The organism is Streptomyces sp. NPDC093109, from assembly GCF_040701725.1.
Taxonomy (GTDB): domain Bacteria; phylum Actinomycetota; class Actinomycetes; order Streptomycetales; family Streptomycetaceae; genus Streptomyces.
Genome location: NZ_JBFBEZ010000012.1, coordinates 74,432 through 88,808, shown reverse-complemented (window position 1 = coordinate 88,808; position 14,377 = coordinate 74,432). Strand labels below are relative to the sequence as shown.

11 protein-coding genes are annotated in these 14,377 nt (G+C 72.0%); 9 read left to right on the top strand and 2 right to left on the bottom strand.

Annotated elements, in window-relative coordinates:
• The first annotated feature begins 27 nt into the window (after window positions 1–27).
• The 7 genes from AB0389_RS14250 to AB0389_RS14220 all read left to right on the top strand — a co-directional run bounded on the left by AB0389_RS14250 (window position 28) and on the right by AB0389_RS14220 (window position 7,234).
• Window positions 28–1,020: an aldo/keto reductase gene (locus AB0389_RS14250; RefSeq protein WP_366395666.1), complete on the top strand. Its 993-nt coding sequence runs from the start codon at window positions 28–30 to the stop codon at window positions 1,018–1,020.
• Between the two features lie 117 nt (window positions 1,021–1,137).
• Entirely contained in the window at window positions 1,138–2,358 is a 1,221-nt protein-coding gene (locus tag AB0389_RS14245; protein WP_366395665.1) for an FAD-dependent monooxygenase, read from the top strand.
• Window positions 2,359–2,430: 72 nt separating this feature from the next.
• The gene (gene ubiG / locus AB0389_RS14240; RefSeq protein WP_366395664.1) at window positions 2,431–3,138 is read left to right on the top strand and encodes a bifunctional 2-polyprenyl-6-hydroxyphenol methylase/3-demethylubiquinol 3-O-methyltransferase UbiG; all 708 of its coding nucleotides are present in this window, start codon (window positions 2,431–2,433) and stop codon (window positions 3,136–3,138) included.
• Between the two features lie 49 nt (window positions 3,139–3,187).
• Window positions 3,188–4,114 carry an NADP-dependent oxidoreductase gene (locus tag AB0389_RS14235; RefSeq protein WP_366395663.1) on the top strand — a complete coding sequence of 309 codons (927 nt, stop codon included), beginning with the start codon at window positions 3,188–3,190 and terminating at the stop codon, window positions 4,112–4,114.
• 136 nt (window positions 4,115–4,250) lie between these two features.
• The gene (locus AB0389_RS14230) at window positions 4,251–5,678 is read left to right on the top strand and encodes a class II 3-deoxy-7-phosphoheptulonate synthase (RefSeq protein ID WP_366395662.1); all 1,428 of its coding nucleotides are present in this window, start codon (window positions 4,251–4,253) and stop codon (window positions 5,676–5,678) included.
• Between the two features lie 90 nt (window positions 5,679–5,768).
• The gene (locus AB0389_RS14225) at window positions 5,769–6,233 is read left to right on the top strand and encodes a helix-turn-helix domain-containing protein (RefSeq protein ID WP_366395661.1); all 465 of its coding nucleotides are present in this window, start codon (window positions 5,769–5,771) and stop codon (window positions 6,231–6,233) included.
• Entirely contained in the window at window positions 6,230–7,234 is a 1,005-nt protein-coding gene (locus AB0389_RS14220) for an o-succinylbenzoate synthase (RefSeq protein WP_366395660.1), read from the top strand. Before AB0389_RS14225 ends, AB0389_RS14220 begins: the two co-directional genes overlap by 4 nt.
• Here the strand turns inward: AB0389_RS14220 and pcaB are convergent.
• The gene (pcaB, locus tag AB0389_RS14215) at window positions 7,222–8,670 is read right to left on the bottom strand and encodes a 3-carboxy-cis,cis-muconate cycloisomerase (protein ID WP_366395659.1); all 1,449 of its coding nucleotides are present in this window, start codon (window positions 8,668–8,670) and stop codon (window positions 7,222–7,224) included. The genes AB0389_RS14220 and pcaB overlap by 13 nt on opposite strands.
• A 4-nt stretch (window positions 8,671–8,674) precedes the next feature.
• Entirely contained in the window at window positions 8,675–10,624 is a 1,950-nt protein-coding gene (locus AB0389_RS14210; protein WP_366395658.1) for an FAD/NAD(P)-binding protein, read from the bottom strand.
• Window positions 10,625–11,075: 451 nt separating this feature from the next.
• On the opposite strand from AB0389_RS14210, the gene AB0389_RS14205 reads away from it, so the two are divergent.
• Window positions 11,076–12,638: an AMP-binding protein gene (locus AB0389_RS14205; RefSeq protein ID WP_366395657.1), complete on the top strand. Its 1,563-nt coding sequence runs from the start codon at window positions 11,076–11,078 to the stop codon at window positions 12,636–12,638.
• Entirely contained in the window at window positions 12,628–14,361 is a 1,734-nt protein-coding gene (gene menD / locus AB0389_RS14200; protein WP_366395656.1) for a 2-succinyl-5-enolpyruvyl-6-hydroxy-3-cyclohexene-1-carboxylic-acid synthase, read from the top strand. The genes AB0389_RS14205 and menD overlap by 11 nt, the downstream gene beginning before the upstream one ends.
• The last annotated feature ends 16 nt before the right edge of the window (window positions 14,362–14,377 follow it).

Below are 14,377 nucleotides of genomic sequence, written 5' to 3'. Positions count from 1 at the left end.
CTCCCCCATCAGACGGAGGAGCACACGATGGAGCAACGCAAGCTGGGCAGCACGGGTCTGGCGGTCTCCGCCCAGGGACTCGGCTGCATGGGGATGTCGTTCGGGTACGGTCCCGCGGACCAGGACGAGGCCGTGGCCACCGTGCACCGCGCCCTGGAACTGGGCATCACCCTGCTGGACACGGCGGACATGTACGGGCCGCACACCAACGAACGGCTCGTCGCGCGGGCCGTGGCCGGGCGCCGGGACCAGGTGGTGATCTCCTCCAAGGTCGGCTCCGAGATCGACGGGACCGGCGCCATGACCGGTCGCGTCAACGGCCGTCCCGACTACATCCGGCGCAGTATCGACGGCACGCTCGAACGCCTCGGAACGGACCACCTCGACCTGTACTACCTGCACCGCGTCGACCCCGAGGTGCCCGTCGAGGAGACCATGGGCGCGCTCGCCGAGCTGGTCACCGCCGGCAAGGTGCGCCACCTCGGGCTCTCCGAGGCCTCGGCCGCCAGCATCCGGCGCGCGCACGCCGTACACCCGCTGACGGCGGTCCAGACCGAGTTCTCCCTGTTCACCCGCGACATCCAGACCAACGGCGTGCTCGTGGCCCTCCGGGAGCTGGGTATCGGCTTCGTCGCCTACAGCCCCCTGGGACGGGGATTCCTGTCCGGGCGCATCCGTACCCCGGACGACCTTCCGGAGATCGACTTCCGCAGGATCGCCCCCCGCTTCCTCGGGGAGAACTTCGACAAGAACCTCCGTGTCGTCCACGGCGTCGTGGAGCTGGCTAAGGAGAAGGGCATCACCCCAGCGCAGCTCGCGCTCGCGTGGGTGCTCGCGCAGGGACAGGACATCGTCGCCATCCCCGGTACCAAGCGCCGGGGTTACCTGGAGGAGAACGCCGCCGCCTCGGCCGTCGAACTGACCGCGGCCGACCTCGCCGCGCTCGATCAGGTCGCGCCCCCCGGTATCGCCGCCGGGGACCGCTACCCGGCTCCGGCGATGGCCTATCTGAACGGCTGACCGGGTCCGTACGGCATCGCTGCCGAGGCATTCAAGGTCGGCTCAAGACGGGCGGCCACCCGGCGCGGCGAGACTACCGATCGACCACCACCGCCCCCTTCCCGGAGGAGACAGAAGATGGCAAGCGGACGCATCCGGCGTGTGCTCATCGCCGGTGGCGGCATCGGCGGCCTCGCCGCGGCAGTCGCCCTGCAGCGCAAGGGCTTCGAGACGCTGGTCTTCGAACGCGCCGAGTCGCTGCGGGACGGCGGCGCCGGCCTGCACGTGTGGACCAACGGCGTGATCGCCCTCGCCCACCTGGGCCTCGCCGACGCGGTGCTCAAGACCGCGCCCGCCCAGCAGACCTGCCACTTCAGCACCTGGCGCGGCGAGACGCTCGGTGCCTGGCCGGTCGGCGACTTCGCCGAGCGGTACGGGTGGCCGACCATCGCCGTCGAACGCTCGGTCCTGCACGGTGTGCTGGCCGACGCGCTGCACGGAACGCCGGTCCGCACCGGCACCCACGTCGTCGGCTTCACCCAGGACCGGGACGGTGTCACCGTACGGTTCGCCGACGGGCGGACCGAGCGCGGCGACATCCTGATCGGCGCGGACGGTATCCACGGCGCGGTACGCACCGGGCTGCACGGCGACGTCCCGCCCCGCTACACCGGCTACATCGCCTGGCGCGGAAAGGCGGCCCTGGAGCACGAGGCGATCCCCCGGGGCACCTTCAACGCCGTCTTCGGCCCGGGCACCCGGTTCACCTACTACGACGTGGCGCCGGGCACCGTGCACTGGATGAGCGTGGCCAACGGCCCCGCCGGGGGCCGGGACGAGCCCGGGGTCGCGGCGATGCTCGCCGAGCGGCACCGCGGCTGGGCCGGCCCGGTCCAGGACATCCTCGCGGCCACCCCCGACGGCGGCGTCATCCGCGGCGATGTCATCGACCGTAAGCCGGACCGCCGTTGGGGTTCGGGCCGGACCACGCTGCTCGGCGACGCCGCGCACCCCATCACCTTCAACATCGGCCAGGGCGCCTGCCAGGCCCTGGAGGACGCGCTCGTCCTCGCCGAGCACCTCGACCGGGGCCGCACCGACCCGGTCGCGGCCCTGCGCGCCTACGAGACCGAGCGGATGGCACGTACCGCACCGATGCAGAGGATCGCCTGGCGGATCGGACGGATGGGCGCGGTCGAGAACCGTTTCGCCGTCGCGGCCCGCGAGACGTTCATGCGCGCCTTCTGGCCGGACCGGGCCTTCCGCGCCGCCGAGAAGGACCAGGTCGCCTACGGGCGGCGGTGGCTCAGTCCGCCGCTCGACCGGCACGCGGGCACCGGCCCGGAACTCAGGAGCTGAACGGTTCATCCACCGCCCGGAACGGTTCACCCCACCGCCCTCACCCCAACGCATCCGACGAGGAGACCCATCATGAACAAGCCGACGCTCCAGGACGACTACTTCTTCTCCACCTACGCCGATTCGTGGTGGGACGACAACTCGAAGATGAACAACCTGGCGTCCTTCCAGCCGCCCCGGTTCGAGTACTTCGACCGGTTCGTGGACCGCTGGGAGGGCAAGCGGGTGCTGGACGTGGGCTGCGGAGGCGGTTTCACCACCGAGTTCCTCCACGAGCGCGGTGCCCAGGTCTCCGGCCTCGACCCGTCCCCCAAGCTGATCGCCGCCGCCGACCGGCACGCGAAGCAGACCGGCAAGCAGATCGAGTACACCGTCGGCAAGTCCGAGCGCCTGCCCTACGAGGACGCCTCGTTCGACATCGTCACCTGCGTGGACGTGCTGGAGCACGTGGAGAGTCCGGCCCAGGCGGTCCGTGAGATCCGCCGGGTGCTCGCCCCCGGCGGTGTCTTCCTCTACGACACCATCAACCGCACCGTCCGGTCGCGGTTCGTCATGATCTGGATCCCCGAGAACGTCATAAAGATCGTTCCCAAGGGCGCGCACACCTGGAAGGACTTCATCAAGCCCAAGGAGATGCGCCGCTATCTCCTGGACGCGGGACTCACCCCGGTGGGCAAGTCCCAGGGCATCGCCATCTACGGCTCGCGCAAGGACGGCAGCCTGATCACCCGTAAGACCGGCGACCTCTCGTCCATCTACATGGGCGTAGCCCGCCGCTGAACCGCGCACTCCGACCGCGTCCCCGTCCCACCACCCCTCAGGAGCAACGATGAAGGCGGTCTTCTACCGAAGCTTCGGCGACGCCGACGTACTGGAGGTCGGCGAGCTGCCCGAGCCCACCGTCGGACCGGACTCGGTGCTGATCCGAGTGAGAGCGGCGTCCGTCAACCCTGTCGACTGGAAGGGGCGCGAGGGGCACCTCGCCCCGATTCTGGACGCGGTGTTCCCGGTCGTGCCCGGCTGGGACGTCGCCGGGGTGGTGGAACGGACCGGGCTCGGCGTCACCGAGTTCTCCCCCGGTGACGAGGTGATCGGTTACGTACGCGAGGACTACCTGTCCCGGGGGAGCTTCGCCGAGCTCACGGCGGCTCCCGTACGGGCGCTCGCCCACAAGCCGACCACGCTGAGCTGGGCCCAGGCGGCGGGGCTTCCCCTCGCGGGCCTCGCCGCCTACCAGGCCCTGGTCCGGACGCTCGACGTGCGCGCCGGGGAGACCGTACTGGTGCACGGCGCGGCCGGCGGTGTCGGCAGCCTCGCGGTCCAGATCGCGGTCGGCCTCGGGGCGCGGGTGCTGGGTACGGCCGGCGAGCACAACCACGACTTCGTCCGGTTCCTGGGCGGAGAACCGGTCGCCTACCGCAAGGGCCTGACGGAATCGGTGGCCGCGCTCGCCCCCGAGGGCGTGGACGTCATCCTCGACGCGGTGGGCAGGCGGACCCTGCGCACACTGGGTCCGCTGCTCGCCACCGGTGGCCGGCTGGCCTCGGTGGTCGACCCCAACGTCCGGTCCGTCGGGGGCAGTTACGTCTTCGCCCGCCCCGACTCCGCCGATCTGGCCGAGCTTGCCCGGCTGGCCGGGAAGGGGCGGCTGGTCGTCGAGGTCAGCGAGGTCTTTCCGCTGGAGAAGGCGGCCGACGCGCACCGGCTCAGCCAGGCGGGGCACACCCGGGGCAAGATCGTGGTCACCCTCGACTGACGGCGGCGGCGTCCGCGGGGACGCCGCCGGCGGTCCGGCCCACCGGCCGGCCGACGCGACAAGGCCATGTCCGTCCGCGCGAAACACACTCCCCAGCACTGATCTCGCCGCCCCCACGGAATGAGGACAGCCGACCATGGACACTGCCCCGGCCGTCATGGCCCCGCACCCCGCCCGCCGCGCGCCGGCCGCCCAGCAACCCGACTGGCCGGACCCGGACGCGCTGCGCGCGGTGACCACCGAGCTGGCCGCGTATCCTCCGCTGGTCTTCGCCGGCGAGTGCGACCAACTGCGCGACCGTATGGCCGCGGTGGCCCGCGGTGAGGCGTTCCTGCTGCAGGGCGGCGACTGCGCGGAGACGTTCGACGGGATGTCCGCCGACCGGATCCGCGACAAGGTGAAGACCCTGCTGCAGATGTCGGCCGTACTGACGTACGCCACCTCGGTGCCGGTGATCAAGGTCGGCCGGATGGCCGGCCAGTACGCGAAGCCGCGCTCCCGTCCCGTCGAGGCGCGTGACGGCGTCGAACTGCCCGTCTACCGCGGGGACGCCGTCAACGGACTCGCCTTCACCCGCGCGTCGCGCACCCCGGACCCCGAGCGGCTGAAACGGATGTACCACGCCTCCGCCGCGACGCTGAATCTGCTCCGCGCCTTCACCACGGGCGGCTACGCGGATCTGCGCCAGGTCCACGAGTGGAACCAGGACTTCGTGGCGAAGTCCCCGGCCGGCCGGCGCTACGAGCGCATCGCCCGGGAGATCACCAGCGCGCTCGCCTTCCTGACGGCCTGCGGGGCGAACCCGTCGGAGTTCCGGTTCACCGACATCTTCTCCAGCCACGAGGCGCTGCTGCTCGACTACGAGACGGCGCTCACCCGTACCGACACCCGCACGGGACTGCCGTACGTCACCTCGGGCCACATGATCTGGATCGGCGAGCGCACCCGCCAGCTCGACGGCGCGCACCTCGAGTTCGCCGCGCGGGTACGCAACCCCATCGGGGTCAAGCTCGGCCCCTCCAGCACGCCCCGGGACGCCGTCGCGCTGGTCGAGCGGCTGAACCCGCACGGCGATCCCGGCCGGCTGTCCTTCATCACCCGGATGGGCCGCGACCGGGTCCGTGACGTACTCCCCGGGATCGTCGAGGCCGTGAAGGACGCCGGCGCGCAGGTCGCCTGGATCTGCGACCCGATGCACGGCAACACCTTCACCGCCTCCTCCGGGCACAAGACCCGCCGCTTCGACGACATCCTGGACGAGGTCAAGGGCTTCTTCGAGGTGCACAGGTCGCTCGCGACGCACCCCGGCGGCATCCACATCGAGCTGACGGGGGACGACGTCACCGAGTGCGTGGGCGGCGGCGACGAGATCCTCGTCCACCATCTGCACCGACGGTACGAGACGGCCTGCGACCCCCGGCTGAACCGGTCCCAGTCGCTCGATCTGGCCTTCCAGGTGGCCGAGTTGTACCGGGACCGGAACGCCCCGGCCGCGGCCCGCCCGTCCACCGCGCCGGCCGCCGCTCCATCCACCGTCCCGGCCACCGTCCCGGCCGCCGCCTGAACCGATCCGGTCACCCTCTACCGAACGAGAGCCTGCCGAGCACCCCCTCACGTACCCGTCCGCCAGGACGATACCGACTCGGGAGTCGACATGACCATGACCGTTTCCGTGCGGGAGCGACACCGCGCCCCGGAGACCGAGCGCGAGTACGGCCCGGAGAGCGGCCCGAAGTACGGCCCGGAGAGCGGCCCGGAGAGCGGCCCGGAGGACGACGCTCCGGCGCGGGCCGGATGGCTGCTGGAGATCCTGGCCACCAAGTGGACGCCCGTCATCCTCTATCTCCTGGACGAACAGTCCCCCATGCGCTCCGGGGAGCTGCACCGGTCGGTGCCGGGGGTCAGCCGGAAGGTTCTGACGACGACCCTGCGGAATCTGGAACGGGACGGCCTGGTGACGCGGGAGGACTATCTCGAAACGCCGCCGAGGGTGGAGTACTGCATCACCGAACTCGGCGAGAGCCTGATCCCCATCATCTACTCCCTGAAGGCGTGGGCCGAGCAGAACATCACCGAGGTGCTCGCGCGGCGCACCCTCCACAGCGGCGGCGTCCGGTGATCGAGGGCGTCGAGTTCGCCTCGGCCCACGTCTACGCCATCCCGCTGCGCACCCGGTTCAGGGGAATCGACGTCCGCGAGGGCATGCTGCTGCGCGGCCCGCTCGGCTGGGGCGAGTTCTGCCCCTTCCCTGAGTACGGGGACCGCGAGGCGACGGCCTGGCTCTCCACCGCGGTCGAACAGATCACGCTCGGCTGGCCGGCGCCGGTCCGCGACCGGATCCCGGTCAACGCCACCGTGCCGGCGGTCGGCCCGGAGCGCGCCTTCGAGATCGTCGCCCGCTCCGGGTGCCGGACGGCCAAGGTGAAGATCGCCGACCATCCGGACTCCCTCGCCGAGGACCTCGCCAGGGTGGAGGCCGTCCGCGCCGCTCTCGGCCCCGGCGGCCACCTCCGGATCGACGCCAACGGCCGCTGGGACGTCGACACGGCCATCGGCCGCATCAAGCTGCTCGACCGCGCCGCCGGCGGCCTGGAGTACGTCGAGCAGCCCTGCGCGACGATCGATGAGCTGGCCGCCGTACGCCGCCGGGTCGAGGTGCGGATCGCCGCCGACGAGTCCATCCGCCGGGCCGACGATCCGCTGAAGGTGGCCGTCGCGGGGGCGGCCGACATCGCGGTGATCAAATGCACCCCGCTCGGCGGTGTGCGCCGTGCCCTCCGGGTCGCCGAGGCCTCCGGCCTGCCCTGTGTCGTGTCGTCCGCGCTGGAGACGAGCGTCGGTCTCGCCGCCCAGCTCGCCCTGGCCGGCGCCCTGCCGCGGCTCGACTTCGCCTGCGGGCTCGGCACCCTGAGCCTGCTGGACGGCGACAGTGTGCACCCGGACCTGGCGCCGCGTCCCGTCGACGGCCATCTCCCGGTGCACCGTACGCCCCCGGTGCCCGACCCGGCGCGGCTCGACGCGTACCGGCCCGCCGATCCCCGGCGGATCGCGTGGTGGCACGACCGGCTGGGCCGGGTACGGAGCCGGTGGGAGCGCTCTCCGCTCGGTCACGGCAGCTGATCCGTCCCGGCTCCTGACCGGCCGGGGCGCCGGCGCCACTCGCTCAGCGCGGCGTCGACCAACTCGCCGCCGGCTCCCGGGTAACCGGCCGGATCGCACAGCTCCTTGAGCGTGCCCCGCTCCCGCAGATGGGCGGCGCCCGGCAGCTCGGCCAGGACCTCGTCCAGCGGCCGGGCCTCGGCCGTGGCCCGCGCGGAGGCCAGGGTCAGCAGCTCCTTGGCCGCCGCCTTGCCCAGGACGGGGGCGAGATGGGCCGCCAGCCGTTCCGAGACGACCTGACTGCCCGTCAGTCCGAGGTTGCGGGCCATCCGCGCCTCGTCGACGCGCAGCCCCTCGGCGAGCGCCACCGCGGTGTGCGCGGCGCCCCCGGCGAGCCTGAGGCACTCGCGCAGCAGGAGCCACTCCGCCTGCCAGCCGCCGCCCGACCGCTCGTCCTCGGCGAGCAGGCACTGGAGAAGCCCCGCCGACAGCGCCGGCACCTGGAGCGCGGCGCTGCGCACCAGTACGGCCAGCACCGGGTTCTGTTTGTGCGGCATCGCCGAGGACGCGCCCCGGCCCGCCGCGGTCGGCTCGGCGACCTCGGCGATCTCCGTACGGGAGAGCGTCTGCACGTCCACGGCCATCTTTCCCAGCGCGCCGGTGGTGAAGGCCAGCGCCGACGCGAGGTCGGCGACCGGCGTACGCACCGTGTGCCAGGGCAGCGGGGGGCCGGCCAGCCCGGTCTCCCGGGCGAAGGCCTCCGTCAGCCGGGCGGCGTAGTCGTCGCCGGCGGCCTCCGGGGCGTCCAGGCGCGCGTACTCCAGATATCCGGCCAGGGTGCCGGCGGCGCCGCCGAGGGAGACGGGAAGCCTTTCGCGTACCGCCGCGATCCGCTCCAGGGCGTCGCGCACCAGCCGCAGCCAGCCCGCCGCCTTCAGCCCGAAGGTGGTCGGCACCGCGTGCAGGGCCAGGGTACGGCCGGCCATCGGTGTGTCCCGGTGGCGCTCGGCGAGGCCGGCCAGAGCGTCCGCGACGCGGGCCAGGTCCGCGAGGATCAGGCCGGTGGCCCGGTGCGCCACCAGCATCGCGCCGGTGTCGAAGATGTCCTGACTCGTGGAGCCGCGGTGCACGTACTCCGCCGCCGCGCGGTCCTCCCGCGCCACGACGGCGGTGAGGGCCCGTACCAGACCCACCACGGGGTTGGCGGTCTCGCGCGCCGCGAGGGCCAGGGCACGCAGGTCGAGCAGCTCGGCCCGGGCCGCGCGCCGGATCGTCTCGGCGGCCCCGGCCGGCACCGTGCCCAGGCGCGCCTGGGCACGGACGAGGGCCGCCTCCGCGTCGAGCATGGCCTGCAGCCACGCCAGGTCACCGACCGCGGCCTCCACGGGTGTTCCGGCCCTTACGGGGGAGAGCAGACCGGCATCGGGCTGTGCTTCGAGGAAGTCCGGGAAGGTCACGCGATCACCTCGGTGGAAGGGAGAAGGTCTGTACGGGCATGGGCGAGAGGGCGAGCAGCGTTCTGGCGATGGCGTCCGAGTCGCCGAGCGTGACCGAGTCCACCCCGGGCCGGACCCCCGCGGCGGTGACCCAGCGCACGGCCTCCGTCGGTACGCCGTAGGCGAAGCGCCGCGGATGGGCGCGTTTCCGGCCGTCGACGACCCGGTAGGGCCGCTCGGTCACCGCGAGGCCGCCGGTCTCGTAACCGGTCCCCCGCGCCCCCGGGATCCGGTACGGGCGGGCCTGGTCCGTGTCGAGCAGATGGCGCATCAGCGGATCGGTGGTGCGCCGGATGTCCGGTTCCGGCAGCCGGGCCTCGATCAGCACCCGGGCGGACACCAGGAGGCCCGGCACCCGGAAGTTGGCGGCGGTGAAGGCCGGCGGGGCCGTGTCCGGCCGCACCGTGGTGCCGGGGCCGGTGAGCCCGAGCACACCGGCCTCGATCAGGGCGATCATCTCCTCGACGCGCCGGACCGGCGGGCCGATGGAGAGGAACGCGTTGAGCGGGGTGTACCAGCCGTCCAGGTCATGGCGGTGGGAGTGGCCGTCGAGACCGCCGTGGTCGACGGCCAGCCTGATCTCGTTGCGCAGGTCGCGCAGGGTGTCCAGGGCGGCTTTCACCGGGCCGCTGACATTGCCCGCCCGGCCGGCCGCGACATCGGCGCGCAGATAGTCCAGGAGCCAGTCCCGGTAGGCGTCGTGGCCGTCGAAGACGAGGGGGCCGCAGGGTGCGGTCAGCCGGGCCCAGTCGAAGCGCTGCCCCTCCGCGACACCGTACGAGGCCAGCAGCGGCGCCGGATCGGCGTCGGCCGGCAGCGCGAGATAGCGGGAGGTGAACGCCTCCACCGCGGGCTCCGCCGTACCGCGGGCGCGCAGGGTGGCGGCGTAGTAGACGCTCTCCACCTCGCGCGCGATGAGGGGCCACAAGTGCCTTCTGAAGCTGATCCGTTCGCCGTCCGTGGTGCGGGCGCGCAGCTCGGCGACGAACTCCGGGGTCAGCAGGCGCGGATAGTAACGTCCGTACGGCCCCTTCTCGTTCTCGCCGCGCGCCTGGTGGGGCACACCGCGGCGGGAGAACGCGTACAGCCGGGGCTCCAGCCCGGACGGCCGGTAGACGAGTCCGCCGCCCCCGCGTACGAAACGGCCGCCGCGCCCGGCGGTCAACAGGGCCATGTAGTCGAAGAAGTTGAGGCCCAGCCCGCGGAGCAGGACGTTCTCCCCCGCGGCGATCCCGTCGAGATCCACGTCCGCCGGATTGGCGGGAGGGATGTAGCGCAGACCGTGGTCGCGGGCGAAGCCGGCCAGGCGCTCCTGGCGCGCGGAGAGCCTGCTGCCCACATGGCCCTGGGCGAGGACGACGCCGGAGAGGCCGGTCAGCAGGGTGCCGTTCTCCAGGCGGATGCTCTGCGGGCCGCCGGGCACCCCGAGTTCGTCGGACAGGGCGACCGCGCGGGTGGTGTGTTCACGGACCTCGATATGGGTGGGGGCCTTGGAGACGATGCCCCGGTAGCAGTCGTGCAGATAGCGCCCGTAGAAGGCGCGGGTCGGGTAGGAGTCGGGCCCCAGCCGCCGGGCCTCGGCCAGGGTCCGTTCGTCGTAGTCGCCCGGCTCGCCCAGCAGGGCGAGACTCTGCGCCCACTCGTACAGACTCGCCCCCGGTTCGATCGGGCCGTCGATGCGCACACTGCGGTCGGTGAACACGGTGATCTGTGAGGCGACGGTATTGGTGAGCAACTGCTCCGACTGGTCGGGACGCCATACGGCGCCGGCGCCGGGCACATGGGGGTCCACCAGGTGCACGACCAGGGGGCCGGCCAGGGGCGCGCCCCGTTCATTCGCACATATGCGTTCGAGCACGGAGAGGCCGCGCGGTCCGGCGCCGACGATTCCTATGTGACGGATGAATTCGGGCATCAGAAGTCCCTCTGATTGTCGACACCCGCCGCGCCGGGAGGGCCGCGGCCGGGTATTCACTGGAGTTTCTCCGCAGAAATGCGAGGAGCGACCGCGCCGGTGTCGCATTCGTCCCCGCCGGGTTTTCGAAGACGGACGGGTCTCGAAGACGGACGGGGTTTCGACGACATTCACTTGACGCGGGCGGGACCACCGTCAATGACCTGAATGGTCCGCACGGAATGTCATTCCCTCATGCTCGGCCGATTCGCGGCGACCGGCAAGTAGGAACTTTCAAGTGCCCGGCGCCCCGGGGTGGTCCGCGGCGCCGCGCCGGCCCCGGGCACTTGAAAGTTCCTACTTGTCGAACACTTCACGCTCGCCAATCATCTTGACCAGAACCTCCCTCTGCGCGCGGTGCGGAAATGTCCGCGCCGCGCATCGAAATGACGACGTTCGGAGGTAACCGCTGATGTTCCCGCTCCGGGATCTTCTGAAGCCCACGTCCACGCCGCTCAATCTGTTCGAGAACTTCCGCACGGCGGCGGACACATATCCCGCGTCGATGATCCATCTCGACGCACCGGCGCCCGCGTTTCCCGAACTCGGGCTGCATGTGACGTACGCCGACGCGGCCACGGCCGTCGCCCGGCGCGGCGAGCAGGTCATCGCCCGGGGCATCGGGCCGGGTGACCATGTCGTCATCTACAAGTCCGCCCTGTTCGACAGCTACCTCATGGCGGTGGCCGTCTCCTACGCGGGCGGTGTGCCCGTGATGATCTCCCCGCACCTGGACGCCGGTACGGTCACCGTGATGGCGGCGCGGCTCAAGCAGCCGTGGCTGATCCACGACGACGTGACCACGGCGAAGGCCGCTGACATCACCTCGGTCGACAACGCCCGCAAGCTCCACGCCCTGGAGATCGGTGACACCGAGGTGGCGCGTCCCGCGGGCGCCGGCCGGAAGCCGGGCGTGCTCGACATCGCCTACATGACCCACACCTCGGGAACCACCGGCATCCCCAAGCTGATCGCCCACTCCCCGACCTCGATGGGCTGGCGGGTCACCTGGCAGCGCCGGCTCTTCTCCTTCCTCGACCGGACGGAGCTGGTGGCCTTCCACATCTCCCCGGTGCACAGCAGGTTCAACATCGGCATCACCTCACTGATGTCGTACGGGCACTCGTTCCTGAACATCGGGGATCCCCAGGAGGACAACGTCGAGGCCGTGCTGCGCACGTACCGCCCCGTCGCCCTGGAGTCGCACCCGAACCACCTGGTGCGGTGGACGTCCATCCTGGACCGTGACCCGTCGGTCTTCTCCAGTGTCAAATACCTGCATTCGACCTTCGACGCGGTCAACAAGGGCACGATGCTGAAGTACCTGAGCGCGTCGAGCCATCGAATGCCGGTCTATGTGCAGGTCTACGGGCAGAGCGAATGCGGCCCGATGGTGGTGCGCGCGCACACGCGGACGACACTGCGCTTCAGCGACGCCCGGTGGATGGGCATCGGGATGCCGAGGCTCACCCGTGTCCGGGTCACCGACGAGGCGGGCAACCCGCTGCCGCGCGGGCAGCAGGGCGCCATCGAGATGTTCTCGCGGGGCCGGGCGGTCACCTACTTCGGCGAGGAGGAGCGCTTCGAGCAGAACCTGCGGGGCGGCTGGTGGAACAGCGGGGACCAGGGCGAGGTCGGACGGGCCGGGCAACTCGCCCTGCACGACCGGGAGGTGGACCTGATCGACTCGGTCAGGTCGACGCTGGCCGTCGAGGACTCGCTGCTGGACAAGCTGTCGTTCCTGAACGAGGTCGTCCTGGTCCGTACGCCGGACGGTGACCCGCAGCCCGTGGTCTCGGTCGTCACCGGGCACCAGATGGACTGGGACGCGTGGTGGAGTTCGGTGGCCGATCTGCCCCGGCTTGAGCCGCCGGTGATCCTGCCGTTCGAGAGGTTCCCCCGCACCGCCACCATGAAGATCCAGCGCAATCAACTGGAGCGGCTGCTGCGGGCCGAGACCCCCCATGCGGTCTGAGTCCACCGCGCGGGCCGCGGTGCCGTCCGTCATCGCGGCGGTCGTCGTCGACGAGCTGGTCCGGGGCGGGATCGGGACGTTCGTCTACTGCCCGGGCTCCCGGAACGGCCCCCTCGGTTTCGAGCTGTCGCGGCGGGAGGCCGCGGGGGACATCGTGCTCCATGTCCGGCTGGACGAGCGATCGGCGGCCTTCCTCGCCCTCGGCATGACGAAGGCGACGGGCGTCCCGACCGCCGTCGTGACCACGTCGGGTACGGCGGTGGCGAATCTGCTGCCCGCCGCGACGGAGGCCAACTACTCGCGGATTCCGCTGGTTCTGGTGACGGCCGACCGGCCGCCGGCGGAGGTGGGGACCGGGGCGTCGCAGACCGTCGAGCAGACCCGGCTGCTCGCCTCGCAGGTGCTGCGCGTCCAGCATCTGACGACCGGGACCGACCCGGGCCCGGAGCTGAACGGTGAGGTGCGCTCGCAGATCTGCCACGCGCTGGCGATCGGCGCCGGACGGGTGCACGGGCGCCCCGGGCCGGTGCAGATCAATGTGCCGCTGCCGTCCGGGCTGCCGCCGGTGAGCAGGCACGTACCGTTCCCCGACGGCCGGCCGGAAGGGCGGCCGTGGCTCCGTACGGCGGCGCGCGACCGCGACTCCTCGGCGCCGTACGACATCGACCTGTCCCACCGTACGGTCCTGATCGCGGGCGACGGGGCGGACCTCGGCGCGATCCCCGCGCACGTCCCGTGTGTGGTGGAGCCAACCGTCGACGCCGGTGGCCGCCGGACCCTGCATCCCTGGGTGCTGGACCACGTACGGCCGCGGCAGGTCGTGGTGTGCGGTCGCCCCACACTGCACCGGCAGGTGGGGGCGCTGCTGTCCCGGCCCGAGGTCAGCACGGTCCTCGTCGGTGACGGGGACGACGACTGGATCTACGCGGCACCTCATGTCGATGTGGTGACCGCGCGCCCGGTGTTCGGCGGGGCGGTGAGCCCGTCGTGGACCGAGGAGCTGGGGCGGGTGGACCGGGCCGTACGCGGCGCCTGGTCGGACATCCTGCGCGACGAGGGCCATCGGTACACCGGTCTGGGCGTCGCGCACGCGGTGACCGCCGCGCTCGAACCGCGGGACACACTCTGGCTCGGGGCCTCGAACCCGGTCAGGGACGTGTCGCTGGCCGGCGGCCCGCTGCCCGCCGGGAGCCGGGCCCTGGCCCACCGCGGTGTGGCCGGGATCGACGGCAACGTCAGTGCGGCGGTGGGCGTCGCGCTGGCCTCCCCCGACCGGACGGTCGTCGCGCTCGTGGGCGATCTCACCTTCGCGCACGACGCGTCAGCGCTGCAGACCGGCATTCTCGAACGGGTGCCGGACAACCTTGTCGTCGTCGTGTCCAACGACGCCGGCGGTGGCATTTTCGAACTGCTGGAACAGGGACATCCCACCTACCGGTCGGCCCCCTACGGCAACACCTTCGAGCGGATCTACGGAACTCCGCAGAGCGTCGACTTCGCCGCGCTGTGCGGTGCCTACGCGGTCTCGCACCGGACGGTGGAGACCGACGGACTCGGCGCCGCGATCCGGGCGGCCCGGCGCACCCGGCGACCGGTCGTCCTGGAAGTCCCCGTCACCCGCACGACGTTGCGCGACATCCACGCCGCCGTACGGCAGCGGGTCGACGCGGCGCTGCACCCCGTCATGACCGAGGCGGCCGGCCCGGCCGCCCTGATCAGTTGAGAAGCGGAAGTCCGAC